Below are 22,031 nucleotides of genomic sequence, written 5' to 3'. Positions count from 1 at the left end.
GCACCGATTAGGACGTTTTGTTAGTAATATGTAGCAGACTAAATACAGCCTACCACATGCAGAAAATTTGCAAAAACTTTCACGACTAAAAAAGCCAGCAATATGCTTAATGCAGATCAGTTAAGCATATTTTTATGATCACTTGACTGATCTTTTCATAGCTTCACAATCCGATATTAGAAATAGTATCGGATTTTTTTATGTCTCTAATTCAACACTTCGATGATATGTCCTCCTTTTTAGATGATGTACATACACTCGACAAACTTAAGCAGGTTCTTGACCCTGATATTCTTGAACAAGCATTTGAACATGCGGGAGTTGCCACTGTTCGTAAAAGGCGGTTACCGCTAGAAGCTATTATGTGGTCTGTAATTGGTATGAGTTTATTCCGAAACGAAACTGTGTGGGATATTGCTAACAGACTCGACATATCCTTGCCTGGAAAAAACAAATTAGTAGCGCCGAGTGCGCTCGTGCAAGGTCGCCAAAGGTTGGGTTACGAAGCAGTCCAACAAACATTTCAATTACTTTCACATAAAGTGTTTGCCACCCAGCCTTTTGAGCAGTGGTGTGGACTTAATTTACTTGCAGTGGATGGCGTTAGCTTCCGAACTCATGATAATCAAGAAAACCGAGAAAAGTTTGGCAGTGACAGTAATCAGCATGGAGAAGTCAGCTATCCACAAATTCGAATGTGTAGCTTAATGGAAGTATCTAGCCACTTATTGTTAGACAGTAGTTTTGATGCCCGTTGTGTAGGCGAAATGAGCTTAGCTCAACGTCTATTACCAGCCGTACCGGATAACTCTCTGACCTTGTTTGACCGTGGTTATTACTCATTAGGGCTACTTTATCAATGGCAAAGCCAAGGAAAAAACTCTCACTGGATGTTGCCAGCAAGGAAGGATTTACAGTATCAAGTTGAACACAGTATCAGTGACAATGATAAGATTGTTACCTTGTCTACAAGCCTTCAGGCGAGAAAGAAGTTTGAGTCATTACCAGATACCATAACGGCAAGATTAACCACTTATAAAGCTGATGGAAAAAGCTATCGTGTTCTGAGTTCTCTTATTGACCCTTTACGATTTCCGTATGACGAATTAATAGAGGTTTATACACAACGCTGGGAAATTGAGCTGGCGTTTAGAGAAATAAAGCAGGGATTGAATCACAGCAAACATACATTACGTAGTAAGAAGCCAGACATGGTACGCCAAGAGTTATGGGGATTACTACTCGCTTACAACTTAATACGCATAATCATGCTTGATGCAACTAAAGAAGAAGATATCTTGCCTACTCAATTAAGCTTTAGCCAATCTATGCGGCAGGTAATCGCTTTCTTCATGTTTACGCCAATACATAGTGCAAGTAAGTTACCTGTTCATTATGATGAGTTACTGACAACACTTAGGTTGTTTATCTTACCCGATAGGCTACCAGACAGGCATTATCCAAGGGTGATAAGAAGGAAACCAAATAAGTATCCTTACAAAAGAAAATGCCAGTCAGCTCTTAACTGACTGGCATTAAGCAATATGCTGGCTTTTAAATTTATCACGTTAGGTATTAGCGAGGTAAGCTTGGGAACGTTACTTCAGCCATATCACGCATACAACGTACTACTTGGCAGCTATAACCAAACTCGTTATCGTACCAAACGTAAAGTACAACACGGTTGTCATCAACAATCGTCGCTTGTGAATCTACAACACCTGCATAGCGGCTGCCCACTAAGTCTGTAGATACGATTTCTGTTGATGCTGTGTAATCGATTTGGTCACGTAAATCTGAATGCAGCGCAGTATCACGTAAGAAAGCATTTAACTCTTCAACGGTTGTGCCTTTTTCAAGGTTAAGGTTTAAGATAGCCATTGATACGTTAGGTGTAGGTACACGGATAGCGTTACCCGTCAGTTTACCTTCAAGTTCAGGTAATGCTTTTGATACAGCTTTAGCAGCACCTGTCGAAGTGATAACCATGTTAAGTGCCGCAGCACGACCACGACGCTCAGCACTGTGGTAGTTGTCGATTAAGTTTTGGTCATTTGTATAAGAGTGAACCGTTTCAACGTGGCCATTCTTAATACCAAACTTATCGTTTAATGCTTTAAGCGTTGGTGTGATTGCATTTGTTGTACAGCTTGCTGCACAGACAATTTTATCTTCAGGTTTGATATCTTTGTTATTTACACCGTAAACGATATTTTTAATATTACCTTTCGCAGGCGCAGTTAAAAGTACTTTTGAAGCGCCTTTTGATTCTAGGTGAAGTCCAAGACCTGCTTCGTCTTTCCAGATACCAGTATTATCAACGATAAGCGCGTTGTCGATACCGTATGCAGTGTAATCAATTTCGTTAGGTGAGTTAGCATAGATAACTTGGATGTAGCTACCGTTCGCTTTAATTGCATTGCGCTCTTTATCAATCGTAATAGAACCATTGAAAGGACCATGGATTGAGTCACGACGCAATAAACTTGCACGCTTTTCAAGGTCACCGTCTTTACCGCCACGTACAACTATCGCGCGTAAGCGTAAGTCTGCATAAGGACCTGATTTTTCAATTAATAAACGAGCTAACAAACGACCAATTCGGCCAAAACCATATAAAACAACGTCACGTGGCTCTTTACGCTCTGCATTCGCAATTTCAGCAAGCTCTTCAGTTAAATACTCTTCAACAGAACGGCCTTTAGCGGCATCGTTATATAAATAACCGTATGCTAATTTACCAATATCGATGCGTGCTGAGTTTAAATCCATTTTGCTGATGGCTTCTAAAAATGGGAAGCTCTCGCGCAAACGTAATTTAGTGCCTTCAAACTGAGCAACAGTTTTGTGTGCTTTGATGATATCGATAGGGCTAGCATTAACAAGCGGGCGGCCATAAACAGCAATTTCGATACCGCGGTTACGGTATAGGCGACCAATAATTGGTTGCATGCTTTCTGCGTAATCTTGGCGTTCTTGCCAGCTGTTTGTGTATTCTAACTCGTGAGATGAGGTCATTTTTTTTACCTAATTAAACAATTTTGAACGGATAGCCTTAAAAATATGCTGTGATTTGAGAGCAACACATCTCAGGCAGGGGTATTCTAATTTAAACTCAAATGATTCTCCACTGTTACAGAACAATTCATTGCGCTAGAATAAAGTCGTATTTATTAACTCGAGGTTAAGGAATGTTACTAAGAGCAAGCGTTTTGCTTGGTTTATTGGCATTAACAGGGTGTGAAGATCCGCTTACACTGGCTAAAGTGTGCGACGAAACACCGGGTTTTTGTAGTGATCTAAACAAAGATAGCCACTGCAAAGAACAACGTGCCGATGTGATAATTCAACGTTATGTTGAATATAAGTCACCCACTGACGAAAACAAATATCAATTATTGAAAGACTTTGAAAAATATAATCAATGTGTGTCTTTGGCAGCAAAAATTGAGCATATTAAGTTAAAAGAAAAAACCACATCTCGTGTGGAAGGTCATTTAACCAGTATTAAAGAAATGACACGTATCTTCCAAGACACTAAAGATACCAATCATCCAGGGCTACTCTATTACCATTGGTCACGCAATAACGACCAATCAGCGTTATCAAAATTACTTGCTTTAGAGAACAAACAAGATAAACGCGTAACAGAAAATGCAGAAATACAATTTTTCTTAGCCAGTTACTATGTCAAGTTTGACGATGAAAAAACCATTGATCTGCTCTACAAAACATTAGAGCTAAATAAGGCGGGTCAAACACCTAACCCAGAAATTTATCCAACACTTGTAAGCTTATTTTACAAACACGAAAAATATAAGCACGCTTACACATTTGCACGTGTTGCACAATTATCAGGGTTTGAAAATGTTGATATCTTGCCGATTGAGCACAAGCTCACCGTTTCTGGTAAAAGTCTCGACAGCCTCAATGAGCTCGCACAAAAAACTTACGACAGCATTCAAGCTGGCGAATTTGTCTCGCCCCGAGGCTTTTAAAAATAAAAAAGGCAGCGAATGCTGCCTTTTCTTATTTTGATTTGCTTGTACCAACTTCCACACGAGTTTTAAGCTTCTGACCTGGTCTAAAGGTCACAACTCGGCGTGCCGAAATAGGGATGTCTTCGCCTGTTTTCGGATTACGGCCTGGACGTTCTTTTTTATCTCGAAGATCAAAGTTACCAAATCCAGAGAGCTTAACCTGCTCGCCTTTTTCTAGCGCTGAGCGGATTTCTTCAAAAAACGCTTCAACTAAATCTTTGGCATCTTTTTTATTGATCCCGAGTTTTTCAAATAGGTGTTCAGCTATGTCGGCTTTAGTAAGCGCCATATCTAGTCCCTCAACGATGCGTTAAATTGTTCGGCCAATGCGGCCACCACATTATCAACTACTTGATTGATATCTTTCTCTTCGAGCGTTCTATCAACCGCTTGCAGTGTTAGAGCAATCGCCAAACTCTTATAATTTGGCTCAATACCTTTGCCCTTATACACATCGAATAAGTTTAGGTCAACCAATTGATTTCCGCCAACTTTTTCTATGACCTTAAAAATATCACCCGATTTCACGTGATCTTCCACTAAAATCGCGATATCACGGCGGTTTGACGGGAATTTCGACACTGCAACTGCTTCAGGTAATTTTCTTTTTTCAAGAGCCGACATTTCAATTTCAAACACGAATGCTGTGTTATTGATATCTAGCGACTTTTGTACTTGTGGATGAACCGCACCAAAGAAACCAACCTTTTTACCATCAGCATAAATAACGGCAGATTGACCAGGGTGTAAGCCATCTGACTGTTCTGCTTTTATCTCAAAACGTGACATATCGTTGCTAATAGCTAAAAGTGCCTCAACATCGCCCTTTAAGTCATAAAAATCAACAGGACGCTTTTCTTGAACCCAATGTTCACCGTGAGCAAGACCCGAAATCACACCACCGATTACCGCAACTTGGTTTACCCCGTTTTCGGCCTGTTCGTCACGTAAGAATTTTAAGCCATGTTCAAACAAACGAACACGCGGTTGCTGACGATTTTGGTTATACACCAATGATGCCAACAAGCCAGGCATTAAGCTTACACGCATCGCTGACATTTCAACTGAAATTGGGTGAGGTAATATCAATGCATCACTTTGCGGATGCAGAATTGCTTGTGCTTTAGGGTCTACGAAGCTGTATGTGATGGCTTCTTGATAACCACGTGTCACTAAAGTATTACGGAATTTAGTAACCGCAACATGTGATTCATTGTGGTTAGTCATTTTTAGCTTAGCTGTCGGCGCTACGTTTGGAATGCTGTTATAACCAAACACACGCGCCACTTCTTCAATTAAGTCTTCTTCGATACGGATATCAAAGCGGTAACTAGGTACATCAGCGCTCCATACACCATCGACAATTTTCACGTCTAAGCCTAAACGCGTTAGGATATCAGTAACTTTTGCATCATCAATGTGATAACCAATGACACGGTCTAAACGCTCACGGCGTAAACGCACTTCAGTTACTTTTGGCAATTTATCATTTGCAACCGCTTCAACGACTGGACCTGCTTCACCACCTACAATATCAAGTAACAGTGCTGTTGCACGCTCCATTGCATCTTCTTGCAAGGCAAAGTCAACACCGCGCTCATAGCGATGTGATGCATCTGTGTGAAGACCGTAACTACGTGCTTGGCCCGCAATAGCAACTGGGTTGAAAAACGCACTTTCTAATAAAATATCAGAGGTTGATTCTGTCACACCTGACTTTTCGCCACCAAAAATACCTGCAATAGCAAGCGCTTTGTTGTGATCTGCAATAACAAGCGTAGACTCATTCAGTTTAGCTGTGTTGCCATCAAGAAGGACCAACTCTTCGCCCGCATGAGCGCTGCGAACTTTAATGCCGCCTTCAATCGCATTTAAGTCAAATGCGTGCATTGGGTGGCCAAGCTCTAATAACACGTAGTTTGTTACATCAACCACTGGGTCGATTGAACGAATACCACTGCGGCGCAGCTTTTCTACCATCCAAAGTGGTGTCTGTGCATCTAAGTTAATTCCCTTGATTACACGACCTAAATAACGAGGACAGGCATCATCGTTAACAAGTTCAATTGAAACTTTGTCGTCGATCGTTGCAGCAACTGGCGCAATATCAAGTGTATTAACATCAATACTGTTTAGAACACCCACTTCACGGGCAAGACCTTTTATGCCTAAACAGTCACCACGGTTTGGTGTAAGGTCAACATCAATGATGTTGTCATCTAGGTTTAAATACTCGCGTAAATCTGTACCGATTGGTGCATCAGCTGGCAATTCCATGATGCCGTCGCCTTCTTCGCTGATCCCTAATTCAACGAATGCGCACAGCATACCATGTGAGGGGTGACCACGAAGCTTGGCTTTTTTAATTTTAAAGTCGCCAGGTAAAACTGCACCAACCGTGGCGACAGCTACTTTTAGTCCTTGACGGCAGTTTGGTGCACCACACACGATATCAAGAAGCTCATCACCGCCAACATTTACTTTAGTCACACGTAGTTTGTCTGCATCTGGGTGCTGACCACATTCAACAACTTCACCAACGACAACACCGGTAAATTCTGCCGCTGCGGGCTCCACGCCATCCACTTCAAGACCAGCCATTGATAACTGTTCCGAAAGAGCCTGCGTGTCGATTGCTGGGTTAACCCACTCTCTTAACCACTTTTCACTAAATTTCATTTTATTTCTTCACTCTTAACGGAACTGGTTTAGGAATTTTAAATCGTTTTCGAAAAATGCACGTAAGTCATTCACGCCATAACGTAACATTGTTAAGCGCTCTACACCCATACCGAATGCAAAGCCGGTGTATTTTTCAGGATCGATACCTACTGATTTAAGAACGTTAGGGTGTACCATGCCACAACCAAGTACTTCTAACCATTTACCGTTTTTACCCATTACGTCAACCTCTGCTGATGGCTCGGTAAATGGGAAGTAAGATGGACGGAAACGAATTTCCATATCTTCTTCAAAGAAGTTACGTAGAAAATCGTGAAGAATACCTTTTAACTCTGTGAAACTAACATCTGTATCAACCATCAAGCCTTCCACTTGGTGGAACATCGGCGTGTGCGTTTGGTCATAATCGTTACGGTATACACGACCAGGAGAGATAATACGCAATGGCGGCTGTTCCGTTTCCATAGTACGAATTTGCACACCACTTGTTTGCGTACGTAGCACAAGCTTAGGATTAAAATAGAAAGTATCGTGATCCGCACGCGCTGGATGATGCTCAGGAATATTTAATGCGTCGAAGTTATGAAAATCGTCTTCAACTTCAGGGCCTGATTTAACCGCAAAACCTAATTCGCCGAAAAAGCTCTCAATTCGCTCAATTGTACGAGTTACTGGGTGTAAGCCACCTGTTGGCATAACACGACCAGGTAATGTTACGTCGATCGTTTCTGCCGCTAGCTTTTCTTCAAGAGCCTTACTTGCTAGTAACTCACGCTTTTCGTTGATTGCTGTTTGTACTTCTTGTTTTGCTTGGTTAATCACTTGACCCGCTTCTTTACGCTCTTCAGGGGCAATCTTGCCAAGCGTTTTAAGTAAGTTGGTGATTTCACCCTTTTTACCAAGGTAATTAACCCTGATATCTTCTAATTGCGCGATTTCACTCGCACTGGCTACTGCCTCAAGTGCTTGCGCTAAAATATTTTCTAAGTTCATTGAGTACCTGGTTTTTCACAGAGGATTTTGTAATAGCTAATGATAACTGAAAGCAAGGACTAGATTCTAGCCCTACTAAAGCTTTAACGTTGATTTTATGAAAGGAATAGTTAATTTTCTTTGTGCAGCCATCGATGCATGGTCAAGTTTGTCCAATACATCCAATAATGCTCGCATATCACGACTTAATCGGGTTAATAAAAAGCGGGCACACTCATCGGTTAATTCAAGGCCACGCATATGAGCACGACGTACTAGCGCTTCTGCTTTATCATCATCGCTCATAGAACGAATTTGCAACGTTGTGCCCCACTTTAAACGCGACTCCAAGTCGGGCAAATTAATATGCAACATGTCTGGAAGCAAATCAGCCGTTACCACTAAAAACTTGCTCGGCTCGTTAAAGCGATTAAAAAAGTTAAAAAGGCCTTTTTCCCACGCATCATTCCCTGCAATAAGGTGCAAGTCATCAATACATAGAACATCGAGCGTTTCTAATCCTTCGAGCACAACTGGACCAAAATCAATGACCTCTCTCATCGATAACAACATCGTTGATAGACCCAGTTCTTGCGCGTGAATACAGGTTGCATAAAGTAAGTGTGACTTGCCTGAGTCACCTAAACCACACAAATATGTGTATTGAAACTTGCTATTTAACTTAGTAAAAGCATCTTTCAAGTGGCTGACTTCAAGCGAGTTTTCACCACCAAAATACGATGTAAATGTTTCATCATCAGGCAACGTTACTGGCAATGCCATTTGCATAGGTTCTTGCACGAGTGTTAAAGCCCCTGCCATTGATACTCTAGTTCATCGTTGTTGACGACTTGATAAAAATCTCTTGGGTTTTGGTAGGCTTTAAAAGCACTATCAAGTTCTAGTGCTTTTCTAAAATCATTCATACTGCCAGTGTGGTTCACAACAAATTGTACGGAGTTAGGAGTACGAACAGCAATTTGTGCTTGTGTAACAACACTTAAACTTTCTAAGCGACGTTTTGCAAACTCAATATCAACAAAGTTCGTAATTCCTTTTAAATGAAAGGTTGCGGTTGCGAGTTGCCCAATCATGGTAGGATCAATGGCGTACTCAAGCGCTAAGCCGCCTGCTAGGCTATCTACCATATCAGCCACAATTTGTTGCTTATCACCCACCAAGCGATTCGATTCAAACAATTCATCATTGGTAAACCGCCAATCAAGCACCCACGTTTCAGAATCCTGCTGTTTATACATGCGCGCAGTAATACTTCTTTCAGCACTGTAACGACTTGAAGCTCGCTCTACAGGGTCTGAAAAGTTCCCCCATACTTCTGGTATACCGACAATGGCTCGATCTTCTAAATCAAGCAATGGCACAACAACGGGTAAACCGCGGCGACCTGCTTTATCATATATAAGCTGTTCAAGCTGAGGGTAACTTTCTTGTGTCACAAGTTCGCGACGCCAGTTATCTTCAATTGCAAGCCAAATTGCCACCAATGGACGACGAGTCCCCCAAAGTGGAAGATTTAAATCTTTAATTAACGCATTGATTTTATTCGCTTCAAATTTTACGACGAGATTTAAAGTGCCATCTGCTTTTTCGTCGTATTCGAATTTAAGCATGTAATCTGAAATGTCTTTCGTGCGCTCTTTCGCGGTTGGATTTTGATCCGCACTCGTGTCGCCACTCACTTTAACCAATACATTCAGAAGCGCTTCACGGCTTGCTGCTAGGCGAGCATCGCGTGATTTATCAGCCACTTTAAGGGTATCTTGGTATAAGTTGGTTACTTCAACTGCAAATACTGACGCACTCGAAAAAAATAATAATAAACAAATAAGTAATCTAGACACTGGCTATTAGTTCTTGCTTTTAAACTCATTTGATCCTAAATCAAAGCCATAAACAAAGCAAAGTTAATTTACTGAACGGTCGCTGATCATAAGGTGATTCATCGTGCACAACGCTGTTAGAAGACTCATTAATAAAGGACGAATCAGCGCTAGGCGAAGTAGACAGCTTTAAAGATTTCAGCCCACTCTTCCCCTTTGATCGATACATCGTGATTAAACACCGTAGGAGATTTATGGACTCCCATAAAATAATGACACTGCGAGTAATCGTATGCGTTTTCGTGCGTTTGGTTCTTTTCGCGAAAGCGCTAAAAGCTGTTCAGCTATGTTTTGGTTCAATGTTATTAACCGGTGATTTTATATAGCCTATATTAGATCAGATATTAAAGCGGAATGGTATTAGCCCTGAACTTAATTAGGAGCCATGGTGCGCTACGCAGTAAGATGTCCTACTTTCACATGGTCAATGCCACACGATGCTTACAAAGATATAGGTCGTAGGGGTCTTGGTTGGGTATTTTATTTTTCTACAGGCAACAAAAAACCCGACTCTTTCGAATCGGGTTTCTCTAATTAGGAGCCTGGCGATGTCCTACTTTCACATGGCAAATGCCACACTATCATCGGCGCTGTTTCGTTTCACTACTGAGTTCGGCATGGAATCAGGTGGGTCCAAAACGCTATTGTCACCAAGCAAAATGCGTGGAAAGGATTCTCGACAAAGCGCATCGCGCTTACGAGTCCTTTGCGCAAGGTGAACTGATTTCGCATTAAGCGCTGCGGTTCACCCTACATAAAATTCGGAAATCTGATAATCGTAAAATCTACTTTAGTATACTAACTTCTGTCTGTTACGCTGTCATAAAACGCGTTTGGCGTTGTATGGTTAAGCCTCACGGGTAATTAGTACAGGTTAGCTTAATGGCTCACACCACTTCCACATCCTGCCTATCAACGTTGTAGTCTTCAACGGCCCTTCAGAGACTTTAAAAGTCTAGTGAGAACTCATCTCGAGGCCTGCTTCGCGCTTAGATGCTTTCAGCGCTTATCAGTTCCGAACGTAGCTACCGGGCAATGCCATTGGCATGACAACCCGAACACCAGCGGTTCGTTCACTCCGGTCCTCTCGTACTAGGAGCAACCCCTCTCAATTCTCAAACGCCCACGGCAGATAGGGACCGAACTGTCTCACGACGTTCTAAACCCAGCTCGCGTACCACTTTAAATGGCGAACAGCCATACCCTTGGGACCGACTTCAGCCCCAGGATGTGATGAGCCGACATCGAGGTGCCAAACACCGCCGTCGATATGAACTCTTGGGCGGTATCAGCCTGTTATCCCCGGAGTACCTTTTATCCGTTGAGCGATGGCCCTTCCATTCAGAACCACCGGATCACTATGACCTACTTTCGTACCTGCTCGACGTGTCTGTCTCGCAGTTAAGCTGGCTTCTACCATTACACTAACCGTACGATGTCCGACCGTACTTAGCCAACCTTCGTGCTCCTCCGTTACTCTTTGGGAGGAGACCGCCCCAGTCAAACTACCCACCAGGCACTGTCCGTAACCCCGATCAGGGGCCAACGTTAGAACATCAAAACTACAAGGGTGGTATTTCAAGGACGGCTCCACAAAGACTAGCGTCTCTGCTTCAAAGCCTCCCACCTATCCTACACATGTAGGTTCAATGTTCAGTGCCAAGCTGTAGTAAAGGTTCACGGGGTCTTTCCGTCTAGCCGCGGGTACACAGCATCTTCACTGCGATTTCAATTTCACTGAGTCTCGGGTGGAGACAGCGTGGCCATGGTTACACCATTCGTGCAGGTCGGAACTTACCCGACAAGGAATTTCGCTACCTTAGGACCGTTATAGTTACGGCCGCCGTTTACCGGGGCTTCGATCAAGAGCTTCGTCCGAAAACTAACCCCATCAATTAACCTTCCGGCACCGGGCAGGTGTCACACCGTATACGTCATCTTGCGATTTTGCACAGTGCTGTGTTTTTAATAAACAGTCCCAGCCACCTGGTCACTGCGGCTCCAATCAGCTTAAAGAGCAAGTCTCATCACCAATCGGAGCGTACCTTCTCCCGAAGTTACGGTACGATTTTGCCTAGTTCCTTCACCCGAGTTCTCTCAAGCGCCTTAGTATTTTCTACCTGACCACCTGTGTCGGTTTGGGGTACGATTCGGTATAATCTGAAGCTTAGAGGCTTTTCCTGGAAGTATGGCATCAACAACTTCACCACCTTAGTGGCTCGTCTCGTGTCTCAGTCTTAAGAGTCCGGATTTTCCTAAACTCTCAACCTACTCACTTTCACATGGACAACCAACGCCATGCTTGCTTAGCCTGCTCCGTCCCCCCATCGCAATTATACCAAGTACGGGAATATTAACCCGTTTCCCATCGACTACGCCTTTCGGCCTCGCCTTAGGGGTCGACTTACCCTACCCTGATTAACATGGGATAGGAACCCTTGGTCTTCCGGCGTGCGGGTTTTTCACCCGCATTATCGTTACTCATGTCAGCATTCGCACTTCTGATACCTCCAGCATACCTCCCGGTACACCTTCAACGGCTTACAGAACGCTCCCCTACCACTCAAAATAAATTTTGAATCCGCAGCTTCGGTGCATAGTTTAGCCCCGTTACATCTTCCGCGCAGACCGACTCGACCAGTGAGCTATTACGCTTTCTTTAAAGGGTGGCTGCTTCTAAGCCAACCTCCTGGCTGTCTGGGCCTTTCCACATCGTTTCCCACTTAACTATGACTTTGGGACCTTAGCTGGCGGTCTGGGTTGTTTCCCTCTTCACGACGGACGTTAGCACCCGCCGTGTGTCTCCCGGATAGTACTTTACGGTATTCGGAGTTTGCAAAGGGTTGGTAAGTCGGGATGACCCCCTAGCCTTAACAGTGCTCTACCCCCGTAAGTATTCGTCCGAGGCTCTACCTAAATAGATTTCGGGGAGAACCAGCTATCTCCCGGTTTGATTAGCCTTTCACTCCTAGCCACAGGTCATCCCCTAACTTTTCAACGTTAGTGGGTTCGGTCCTCCAGTTGATGTTACTCAACCTTCAACCTGCCCATGGCTAGATCACCGGGTTTCGGGTCTATACCTTGCAACTCAACGCCCAGTTAAGACTCGGTTTCCCTACGGCTACCCTAATCGGTTAACCTCGCTACAAAATATAAGTCGCTGACCCATTATACAAAAGGTACGCAGTCACCCAACAAGTGGGCTCCTACTGCTTGTACGTACACGGTTTCAGGTTCTATTTCACTCCCCTCACAGGGGTTCTTTTCGCCTTTCCCTCACGGTACTGGTTCACTATCGGTCAGTTGGGAGTATTTAGCCTTAGATGATGGTCCACCTATATTCAGTCAAAGTTTCACGTGCTCCGACCTACTCGATTTCACTTAAGATGCATTTTCGTGTACGGGACTATCACCCTGTATCGTCATACTTTCCAGAATGTTCCACTAACACATAATAAGCTTAAGGGCTGGTCCGGTTTCGCTCGCCGCTACTTCCGGAATCTCGGTTGATTTCTGTTCCTACGGGTACTTAGATGTTTCAGTTCTCCGCGTTCGCCTCTTACACCTATGTATTCAGTGCAAGATACCTGCAAGCAGGTGGGTTTCCCCATTCGGAAATCCTAGTCTCAAGTGCTTTTTACTAGCTTGACTAGGCTTATCGCAAGTTAATACGTCCTTCATCGCCTCCAACTGCCAAGGCATCCACCGTGTACGCTTAGTCACTTAACCATACAACCCAAACGGGTCTTTGTTAGTGACAGCTGTTAACTTCGCCAGAAGTTAATTCATCAAATAATGATGAGAATACTAAAGTAGATACCGATTAATTTTTCAATTAATTGGCATATTTTTACTTTTGAAAACTCTTGATAAATAACAATTGTCATTCATCAGAATTTTATTATCAGCTTTCCAAATTTTTAAAGAGCATATTAATTAGTGAAGCCAACGGCTTTACTAACTAACAATCATCTGTGTGGACACTACGAACAAATAAGTTCTAAATCGTATAAGGAGGTGATCCAGCCCCAGGTTCCCCTAGGGCTACCTTGTTACGACTTCACCCCAGTCATGAATCACTCCGTGGTGAACGTCCTCCCGAAGGTTAGACTATCCACTTCTGGAGCAACCCACTCCCATGGTGTGACGGGCGGTGTGTACAAGGCCCGGGAACGTATTCACCGCGTCATTCTGATACGCGATTACTAGCGATTCCGACTTCATGGAGTCGAGTTGCAGACTCCAATCCGGACTACGACGCACTTTAAGTGATTCGCTTACCCTCGCAGGTTCGCAGCACTCTGTATGCGCCATTGTAGCACGTGTGTAGCCCTACACGTAAGGGCCATGATGACTTGACGTCGTCCCCACCTTCCTCCGGTTTATCACCGGCAGTCTCCTTAGAGTTCCCGACCGAATCGCTGGCAACTAAGGATAGGGGTTGCGCTCGTTGCGGGACTTAACCCAACATCTCACAACACGAGCTGACGACAGCCATGCAGCACCTGTATCAGAGTTCCCGAAGGCACCAAACCATCTCTGGTAAGTTCTCTGTATGTCAAGTGTAGGTAAGGTTCTTCGCGTTGCATCGAATTAAACCACATGCTCCACCGCTTGTGCGGGCCCCCGTCAATTCATTTGAGTTTTAACCTTGCGGCCGTACTCCCCAGGCGGTCTACTTAATGCGTTAGCTTTGAAAAACAGTTCCGAGGAACCGAGCTTCTAGTAGACATCGTTTACGGCGTGGACTACCAGGGTATCTAATCCTGTTTGCTCCCCACGCTTTCGTACATGAGCGTCAGTGTTGACCCAGGTGGCTGCCTTCGCCATCGGTATTCCTTCAGATCTCTACGCATTTCACCGCTACACCTGAAATTCTACCACCCTCTATCACACTCTAGTTTGCCAGTTCGAAATGCAGTTCCCAGGTTGAGCCCGGGGCTTTCACATCTCGCTTAACAAACCGCCTGCGTACGCTTTACGCCCAGTAATTCCGATTAACGCTCGCACCCTCCGTATTACCGCGGCTGCTGGCACGGAGTTAGCCGGTGCTTCTTCTGTAAGTAACGTCACAGCTGAATGCTATTAACATCCAACCTTTCCTCCTTACTGAAAGTGCTTTACAACCCGAAGGCCTTCTTCACACACGCGGCATGGCTGCATCAGGCTTGCGCCCATTGTGCAATATTCCCCACTGCTGCCTCCCGTAGGAGTCTGGGCCGTGTCTCAGTCCCAGTGTGGCTGATCATCCTCTCAAACCAGCTAGGGATCGTCGCCTTGGTGAGCCATTACCTCACCAACTAGCTAATCCCACTTGGGCTGATCTTATGGCGCGAGGCCCGAAGGTCCCCCGCTTTGGTCCGAAGACATTATGCGGTATTAGCAGTCGTTTCCAACTGTTGTCCCCCACCATAAGGTACATTCCCAAGCATTACTCACCCGTCCGCCGCTCGTCAGCAGAGTAGCAAGCTACTCTCTGTTACCGCTCGACTTGCATGTGTTAGGCCTGCCGCCAGCGTTCAATCTGAGCCATGATCAAACTCTTCAATTAAAAGTTTTTTCTGTCCTTCCCATAAGGGAGCGGACATGCTCAATGAATTCTGAATTTATTTAACATCTTTCGATGTTGAATTGACTGTGCTGAAATAAGTAAACTTATTTCCGTTGGTCACTCAGTTTAAATTGAGACTCTAAATTTTTTTGTCTTACTACCTAAGTAGCTCGACTGTTAGAACTCAATCTGTACGAGTGCCCACACAGATGATTGCTTTATATTGTTAAAGAACGTTTCGAGTTGCTTTCGCGTCTCGAGGGATGCGTATAATACATCCTTAATTTTTCGAGTCAACACTTAATTTTAAACTTTCTTTCGAAGACTTAAAACCGAAGTTTTACTTAACTCTCTGCTACGTTGTTCAGCGTCTTTCGTTGCTGCCCGCCGTGTCAGTGAGGTCGCATTATAGGGAGATGGATTTTTTACGCAAGCACTTTTATTACTATTTTTTAATTATTTTTAAATACGTTAGATACCCACTAAGTACCAACATCTTACCCACAAAACCCTGTGGATAACTCTGGTTTTTTAACAGAATTACTAAACTATCCCTCTATGTTGTGGTAAGTTGCGCCGCAGATTTTCCACTCGCTCACAAGGCATGTAAAATGACAGATATTATAAATAGTATAAGTGGCCTACTTTGGGGTCACATTCTGGTTTACCTATTAATAGCTGCGGGGCTATTTTTTACTCTTCGACTCGGTTTCATTCAATTCACCCAATTTCCCCATATGATCAAGGTTATGTTTCATAGCCGCCAAGGTTCAGGAGAAGGCATCTCCTCTTTTCAAGCTTTTTGTACTTCTTTAGCAGCTCGCGTTGGTACAGGTAATATGGCGGGTGTAGCAGTTGCACTTTATTTAGGGGGCGCAGGTGCTATTTTTTGGATGTGGTTGATTGCTTTAATTGGTATGGCAACCAGTTTTGCTGAAAGTACACTTGCGCAAGCTTATAAAACGGTCGATGAAGACGGTAACTTTCGAGGTGGTCCTGCTTATTATATGGAATACGGTTTAGGTAAACGTTGGATGGGCGTGATCTTTTCGCTGTGTTTGATCCTTGCCTTCGGCCTTGTATTTAATGCTGTACAATCTAACTCTATCGCTGCAGCGTTTGATGTCGCGTTTGGTATTCCAAAGTATATTGTCGGTATTACGCTTGTGCTTGGTTCAGGCATTATTATTTTTGGTGGTTTAAAGACAATTTCTCGATTCGCAGAGATGGTTGTTCCCTTTATGGCGCTTGCCTACTTACTCGTTGCACTTTATGTTTGTGCAATCAACTATGAATTATTACCTAATGTGTTTATGCATGTAATTAATAGTGCATTTGGACTTGAACAAGCAGGTGCAGGCGCTATTGGTTATGGCGTGATGCAAGCAATGATCCAAGGTATAAAACGTGGTTTGTTCTCAAATGAAGCAGGTATGGGTAGCGCCGCGAATGCTGCTGCAACAGCAACACCTAATCCGCCACACCCAGCTTCACAAGGTTATGTACAAATGCTTGGCGTCTTTGTTGATACCATTATTATATGTACAGCCACAGCGGCTCTTATTTTATTATCTCAACAATTAATCCCAGAATCAGGGGTTACGGGTATTGCACTGACACAAGCAGCACTTGAGGAGCATGTTGGAAGTTGGGGCGCAACCTTTGTTGCAATTGCGATTTTATTCTTTGCATTCACATCGATAGTTGCCAATTACTCATACGCTGAAACAAATCTATTATTTCTAGAACATAACCACGCTGCAGGTATGGTGATCTTCAGATTATTAGTGCTGGGTATGGTAATGTTTGGCGCACTTGGTGAGTTACCTATTGTCTGGACTCTCGCTGATATATCCATGGGCCTTATGGCTATCGTCAACGTTATTGCGTTATTTATGTTGTCAGGTGTCGTAATTTGGCTTGCTAAAGACTACAACACCCAACGTAAAGCGGGCAAGCTACCCACGTTTGATCCGTCACAAAACGAAAAATTAAATCAAACAATACCAAAAGGTGCTTGGCGTAAGTAAGCTTGATAGGTCTTTGCTTAATTTAGTGTCGTATTTTCAGGGAGCTGTTCAGCTCCCTTTTTTGATTCTGCAAGCTTTTCAAAAACCGTGAGTAAGAATGTAACTTGCTGTTCGGTTAACGTTACTTTTAGCTTTTCTGTTAACTGAGCTTTGACTTTTGTTTTAAGGGCTTGCTTCTGTTCTGCCGAAAATAGCGGCTGAGTTTGTTGTTGGTAAGATTGCACTGCCGTGAGCACTTCCATCACCACTTCATTGTCAAAATCAACAAGTGCTGTTTTCGCTTTTTCGAGAGCTTGTTCTGTTTTATTAAATGCCGTTGAGACTTTTTTGACTAACACACTGACTTCATGAATCTTCAGTACGTCATTGATGTTAGACATGATAATCGCAACCGGAATAAGAACAAGCGCAATGGCGAAACATACACCAAACACTGCGCCTACCCAAAACTGATTTAAACCACGTTTAAATTGTTCCATTATCTGTCCTTGATACTTTATGAATAATACCACTGATAATGTAAGGAAATTTAACGCATACATTAATCAAGTAGCCATAAACAAACTATAAAGCTATTTTGGAAATAACAAAACTAATTAGAGTAAATAAGGAAATAGAAATAAATATGAAATAGAGTAGATATAAACTTTGAAGTATAAATGGTGCCCGGGGCCGGACTTGAACCGGCACGTCCTTACGAACGAGGGATTTTAAATCCCTTGTGTCTACCAATTCCACCACCCGGGCATCGGGTCGCTCTAAGAGCATGTGGAGTATTAAATGGAGGCGGAACCCGGAGTCGAACCGAGGTAGACGGATTTGCAATCCGCTGCATGGCCACTCTGCCATTCCGCCTTATCGCTTCCAAATAATTGGAGCGGCACACGAGGCTCGAACTCGTGACCTCAACCTTGGCAAGGTTGCGCTCTACCAACTGAGCTAGTGCCGCAAATTTAGTGTTTTATCCATACAGTTTAAACTAAATAAAGTTTAAATGGTGCCCGGGGCCGGACTTGAACCGGCACGTCCTTACGAACGAGGGATTTTAAATCCCTTGTGTCTACCAATTCCACCACCCGGGCATCGGGTTTGCTATTTAAAGCAAGTGGATAAAGCTAATATGGAGCGGCACACGAGGCTCGAACTCGTGACCTCAACCTTGGCAAGGTTGCGCTCTACCAACTGAGCTAGTGCCGCATCATATTAACTCTAAAGTTAAACTATTTTAAAACTACATTTGGTATTGTAGTCAACCAAAAATGGTGCCCGGGGCCGGACTTGAACCGGCACGTCCTTACGAACGAGGGATTTTAAATCCCTTGTGTCTACCAATTCCACCACCCGGGCATCGGGTTGCTCAAAGAGCGTGTGGAGTGTTGAATGGAGGCGGAACCCGGAGTCGAACCGAGGTGGACGGATTTGCAATCCGCTGCATGGCCACTCTGCCATTCCGCCAATTTAGATAATTGGAGCGGCACACGAGGCTCGAACTCGTGACCTCAACCTTGGCAAGGTTGCGCTCTACCAACTGAGCTAGTGCCGCTTTTCTTTATCTTGTGGGCTATACCCTCTCAACACGGACGCATTCTACAGAGATTATTAAACGCGTCAATATAAAAAATGCGAGTTTTAAACTGTTTGCTTATTTTTTATCTAAAATGGTGTGTAATTATACGTTTAGGATCAATTTTTGGTCAATTCTGACCAAGCAGCAAACAAATATTGCAGCATCGAACTCAATGTTAAGAACGTGGCAATATATAAAAGTCCATAACTTAAATAAATCATCCAGGTATCAAACTGCCAAATAAGTCCGATTATCGCCAACATTTGTGCAGCTGTTTTGAACTTGCCCATATTAGATACAGCAACGTTATCTCGTTTGCCCTGCTCTGCCATCCATTCGCGTAAGGCAGAAATAACTATTTCACGGCTAATGATAACAAGTGCGGGAATCGTCATATATAAATTCTGATAATGACTAGATAATGCCACTAATGCAGCACAGACCATTACTTTATCGGCAACAGGGTCTAAGAATGCACCAAAAGGTGTAGACTGATTTAAACGGCGTGCTAAATAGCCATCAAGAATATCAGTAATTGATGCAAGCCAAAAAACAAACGCGGCCGCGAAAAACGCCCATGAATAAGGTAAATAAAATATCACCAAAAAAATGGGGATAAGAAAAAGTCTAAAGGTTGTGAGTGTGTTTGGAATATTCCACATAACTACTTGGAGATGTCTTTTTTTCTATATTCGCATGAAGGCTACGCCTTGTCATGCAAATGATTAAATATCTTTTCAGCCATTTCAGGGCTGATCCCAGGAACTTGTTTTAGTTGTTCTATATTAGCAGCTTTTACCCCTTGCATGCCCCCTAAATATTTTAATAATGATTGTCGGCGCTTTTGCCCCACACCATTTATTTCTTCAAGTAATGATTGAGTCCGTTGTTTCTGACGCTTATTACGATGTCCTGCAATTGCGAAACGGTGTGATTCATCGCGAATATGTTGGATCAAATGAAGTGCCGGCGCATCTGAATCAAGCGGAATAGTCTTCCTGCCGCCGTCAATCAATAAGGTTTCTAAACCGGGCTTACGGCTCGTGCCTTTTGCTACGCCAACTAACAGTGGCATTTTGCTATGGGGCCAATTTTCAAAATATTGCTCAGCACGCGATAATTGCCCCTTACCACCATCAATAAAGATAACATCTGGGATCTTGTCTTCATCAACAACTTTGTTATAACGCTTGTTTAACGCAAACTCCATGGCGGCATAGTCATCACCGCCAGTAATACCCGTCACATTAAAGCGACGATACTCTTTATTATTTGGCCCTTGTGAGTCAAACACGACACAACTTGCTACTGTGTTTTCACCCATTGTATGGCTGATATCAAAACACTCCATGCGATTAATGTCGTCAAGCCGAAGTGTTTCTTTTAATTGCGCATAACGCTTGTTAATTGAGTCTTGCGTGCTTTGTTTTACACTTATGCTGTTAAGCGCATTCTTATTTGCAAGCTTTAAGTATTGCGCTCTCTCACCTCGATTCGCTACTTTCAAGCTGACTTTACGTTCTGAAATTGTGGTAAGCGCATTACTCAATGGCTCACTTTCTTCAATAGCAAACGGCAAAATGATTTCTTTTGCAATTCGCCCTGTTGCACCCGGTGCTAAATAGTATTGCCCTAAGAAGGAGGTGAGAATTTCTTCTTGCCCTGAATCCTTAGGGACTTTCGGAAAATAAGTCTTACTGCCTAATACTTTATGATCGCGAATCATTAATAAATGTACGGCATTTAAACCATTTAAATGTGCAAAGCCCACCACATCCATTTCAGCATGATTACCTGAAATAGATTGTTGCTCTTGCATTTTTCTAAGCAACAAAATTTGGTCACGAACTTTAGCGGCCAGTTCAAACTTTAGTGCTTTACTGGCCTGTTCCATTTTTGTAATTAAATCGGCAATAACTTCATGTGACTTGCCAAGTAGAAACTTACGAACAAAGTCGACTTCTTGACTGTACTCTTCATCAGATACTTTGTTGACACAAGGTGCAGAGCAGCGTTTTAACTGATACTGAAGGCATGGGCGACTTCGTGCACGATAATAAGCATCTTCACATTGACGAACAGGAAAGATTTTTTGCATTAGCCGTAAGCTTTCTGATACCGCACCCGCACTTGGAAAAGGACCGAAGTACTCACCTTTAATTTTGCGACTACCACGATGAAACGCCAAACGGGGATGTTTATGATTTGTCAGTAAAATATACGGATACGATTTGTCATCTCGCAGTAAAATATTATAGCGAGGCTGATATTTTTTTATAAGGTTGTTTTCGAGAAGAAGAGCCTCAGTTTCTGTATTCGTCAGGGTAACTTCAATGCCACAGATATTGCTAACTAATACACGCGTTTTACTGTCTGTTACATTGCTGCGAAAATAACTTGTAACACGCTTTTTGAGGTTCTTTGCCTTACCGACATAGATAACTTGCCCTTCACTATCAAGCATTCGGTATACACCGGGTTCGCTTGATAGTGTTTTAAGAAAACGGGCGGAATCGAAATCAGACATTGAGCAAATTAATGCGAGCTATCAATGTCGATCATTTTATGACGTATCGCCAAATGGGTTAACTCAACATCGCCACCCACATTTAGCTTTTCAAACATACGATAGCGATAGCTATTGACTGTTTTAGAGCTGAGGTTTAAACGCTCTGCGATATCTTGTGCTTTTTCACCTTTGGTGATCATAAGCATAATTTGCAGTTCACGCTCAGATAAACTTTGGAAAGGGTTTTCATCAGTACGACCGCTAACTTGCGCAAGAGCAATCTGCTGGGCAATTTCAGGCGCAATATAACGCTGACCCGCATTAACAGCACGAATGGCATTAACCATTTCATCAGACCCAGCCCCTTTGGTTAGATAACCATGGGCACCAATTTGCATTACTTTACTTGGGAATGGATCTTCACAATGTACAGTAAGCACAATAATTTTCACATCAGGGCAGTAACGACAAATTTTCTTCGTCGCTTCTAAGCCGCCAATACCTGGCATATTCATGTCCATTAACACGATATCAGGTGAGTTTTGACGGCAAAATTGCACCGCTTCTTCACCTGTTTTAGCTTCACCCACCACTTTAAAACCACGAACATCATCAAGTATACGTCTGATCCCTGTCCGTACAAGCTCATGGTCATCAACTAAAAGTACATTAATCAATGGAACACCCTCAAATAACCCAAATATATGCTTTTGCACTATTTAATGTGCCACATTAGCACAGAAGAAGTGAAACGATAAATCAAAATATCGTTTCACTCG

Annotated in this window: 13 protein-coding genes, 8 tRNA genes and 3 rRNA genes; 3 read left to right on the top strand and 21 right to left on the bottom strand. The window is 43.2% G+C overall.

Features of this window, described 5'->3' with window-relative positions; genetic code table 11:
* Window positions 1-200: 200 nt before the first annotated feature.
* Window positions 201-1,529, top strand: coding sequence for an IS4 family transposase (locus tag H3302_RS06445; RefSeq protein ID WP_036973019.1), 1,329 nt, complete (start codon window positions 201-203; stop codon window positions 1,527-1,529).
* Between the two features lie 46 nt (window positions 1,530-1,575).
* Here the strand turns inward: H3302_RS06445 and H3302_RS06440 are convergent, their stop codons facing one another.
* Window positions 1,576-3,018: a glyceraldehyde-3-phosphate dehydrogenase gene (locus tag H3302_RS06440; RefSeq protein ID WP_036969029.1), complete on the bottom strand. Its 1,443-nt coding sequence runs from the start codon at window positions 3,016-3,018 to the stop codon at window positions 1,576-1,578.
* A 173-nt stretch (window positions 3,019-3,191) separates the two neighbouring features.
* Here H3302_RS06440 and H3302_RS06435 point away from each other — a divergent pair, with 173 nt between their 5' ends.
* Window positions 3,192-3,998 carry a DUF2989 domain-containing protein gene (locus tag H3302_RS06435; RefSeq protein ID WP_036969031.1) on the top strand — a complete coding sequence of 269 codons (807 nt, stop codon included), beginning with the start codon at window positions 3,192-3,194 and terminating at the stop codon, window positions 3,996-3,998.
* A 31-nt stretch (window positions 3,999-4,029) separates the two neighbouring features.
* On the opposite strand, the gene ihfA is transcribed toward H3302_RS06435, so the two are convergent.
* The 8 genes from ihfA to H3302_RS06395 form a co-directional block, all read right to left on the bottom strand.
* On the bottom strand, window positions 4,030-4,329 hold the full coding sequence (gene ihfA / locus H3302_RS06430; RefSeq protein ID WP_036969033.1) for an integration host factor subunit alpha: 300 nt from the start codon (window positions 4,327-4,329) through the stop codon (window positions 4,030-4,032).
* A 2-nt stretch (window positions 4,330-4,331) separates the two neighbouring features.
* On the bottom strand, window positions 4,332-6,719 hold the full coding sequence (gene pheT / locus H3302_RS06425) for a phenylalanine--tRNA ligase subunit beta (RefSeq protein WP_182396278.1): 2,388 nt from the start codon (window positions 6,717-6,719) through the stop codon (window positions 4,332-4,334).
* 15 nt (window positions 6,720-6,734) lie between these two features.
* Entirely contained in the window at window positions 6,735-7,715 is a 981-nt protein-coding gene (pheS, locus tag H3302_RS06420; protein ID WP_074988360.1) for a phenylalanine--tRNA ligase subunit alpha, read from the bottom strand.
* 75 nt (window positions 7,716-7,790) lie between these two features.
* On the bottom strand, window positions 7,791-8,516 hold the full coding sequence (gene hda, locus H3302_RS06415) for a DnaA regulatory inactivator Hda (RefSeq protein ID WP_213019300.1): 726 nt from the start codon (window positions 8,514-8,516) through the stop codon (window positions 7,791-7,793).
* Window positions 8,501-9,556, bottom strand: coding sequence for a DUF2066 domain-containing protein (locus H3302_RS06410; RefSeq protein WP_182396277.1), 1,056 nt, complete (start codon window positions 9,554-9,556; stop codon window positions 8,501-8,503). Before H3302_RS06410 ends, hda begins: the two co-directional genes overlap by 16 nt.
* 579 nt (window positions 9,557-10,135) lie before the next feature.
* Window positions 10,136-10,250, bottom strand: a 5S ribosomal RNA gene (gene rrf / locus H3302_RS06405).
* A gap of 188 nt (window positions 10,251-10,438) precedes the next feature.
* Window positions 10,439-13,324, bottom strand: a 23S ribosomal RNA gene (locus H3302_RS06400).
* Window positions 13,325-13,605: 281 nt separating this feature from the next.
* Window positions 13,606-15,146, bottom strand: a 16S ribosomal RNA gene (locus tag H3302_RS06395).
* The 16S, 23S and 5S rRNA genes sit together here, the layout of an rRNA operon.
* Window positions 15,147-15,757: 611 nt before the next feature.
* Here H3302_RS06395 and H3302_RS06390 point away from each other — a divergent pair.
* A complete protein-coding gene (locus H3302_RS06390; protein WP_036969309.1) occupies window positions 15,758-17,176 on the top strand; it encodes a sodium:alanine symporter family protein in 1,419 nt (472 codons plus the stop codon).
* 17 nt (window positions 17,177-17,193) lie between these two features.
* On the opposite strand, the gene H3302_RS06385 is transcribed toward H3302_RS06390, so the two are convergent.
* The 12 genes from H3302_RS06385 to uvrY form a co-directional block, all read right to left on the bottom strand.
* Window positions 17,194-17,655: a hypothetical protein gene (locus tag H3302_RS06385; protein ID WP_075594111.1), complete on the bottom strand. Its 462-nt coding sequence runs from the start codon at window positions 17,653-17,655 to the stop codon at window positions 17,194-17,196.
* A 181-nt stretch (window positions 17,656-17,836) separates the two neighbouring features.
* Window positions 17,837-17,923: transfer RNA gene (locus tag H3302_RS06380), tRNA-Leu, on the bottom strand.
* Window positions 17,924-17,957: 34 nt separating this feature from the next.
* Window positions 17,958-18,031: transfer RNA gene (locus tag H3302_RS06375), tRNA-Cys, on the bottom strand.
* An 18-nt stretch (window positions 18,032-18,049) separates the two neighbouring features.
* Window positions 18,050-18,125 (bottom strand) — tRNA-Gly (locus H3302_RS06370).
* Between the two features lie 46 nt (window positions 18,126-18,171).
* Window positions 18,172-18,258: transfer RNA gene (locus H3302_RS06365), tRNA-Leu, on the bottom strand.
* Between the two features lie 39 nt (window positions 18,259-18,297).
* Window positions 18,298-18,373: transfer RNA gene (locus H3302_RS06360), tRNA-Gly, on the bottom strand.
* Between the two features lie 63 nt (window positions 18,374-18,436).
* Window positions 18,437-18,523: transfer RNA gene (locus H3302_RS06355), tRNA-Leu, on the bottom strand.
* Window positions 18,524-18,557: 34 nt separating this feature from the next.
* Window positions 18,558-18,631, bottom strand: a tRNA-Cys gene (locus tag H3302_RS06350).
* 12 nt (window positions 18,632-18,643) lie between these two features.
* Window positions 18,644-18,719: transfer RNA gene (locus H3302_RS06345), tRNA-Gly, on the bottom strand.
* Between the two features lie 140 nt (window positions 18,720-18,859).
* The gene (gene pgsA, locus H3302_RS06340; RefSeq protein WP_036969313.1) at window positions 18,860-19,405 is read right to left on the bottom strand and encodes a CDP-diacylglycerol--glycerol-3-phosphate 3-phosphatidyltransferase; all 546 of its coding nucleotides are present in this window, start codon (window positions 19,403-19,405) and stop codon (window positions 18,860-18,862) included.
* Window positions 19,406-19,446: 41 nt separating this feature from the next.
* Window positions 19,447-21,270 (bottom strand): excinuclease ABC subunit UvrC, encoded by a 1,824-nt coding sequence (gene uvrC / locus H3302_RS06335; RefSeq protein ID WP_065979584.1) that lies wholly within the window; start codon window positions 21,268-21,270, stop codon window positions 19,447-19,449.
* Window positions 21,271-21,278: 8 nt separating this feature from the next.
* Complete coding sequence (gene uvrY, locus H3302_RS06330; protein ID WP_036971600.1) at window positions 21,279-21,929, bottom strand: UvrY/SirA/GacA family response regulator transcription factor; 651 nt, start codon at window positions 21,927-21,929, stop codon at window positions 21,279-21,281.
* Between the last annotated feature and the right edge of the window lie 102 nt (window positions 21,930-22,031).

Source organism: Pseudoalteromonas sp. MT33b (assembly GCF_014117385.1).
Classification (GTDB): Bacteria; Pseudomonadota; Gammaproteobacteria; order Enterobacterales; family Alteromonadaceae; genus Pseudoalteromonas; species Pseudoalteromonas lipolytica.
The sequence above is the reverse complement of the archived record's forward strand: the minus strand, read 5'-3'. Positions and strand labels throughout refer to the sequence as shown.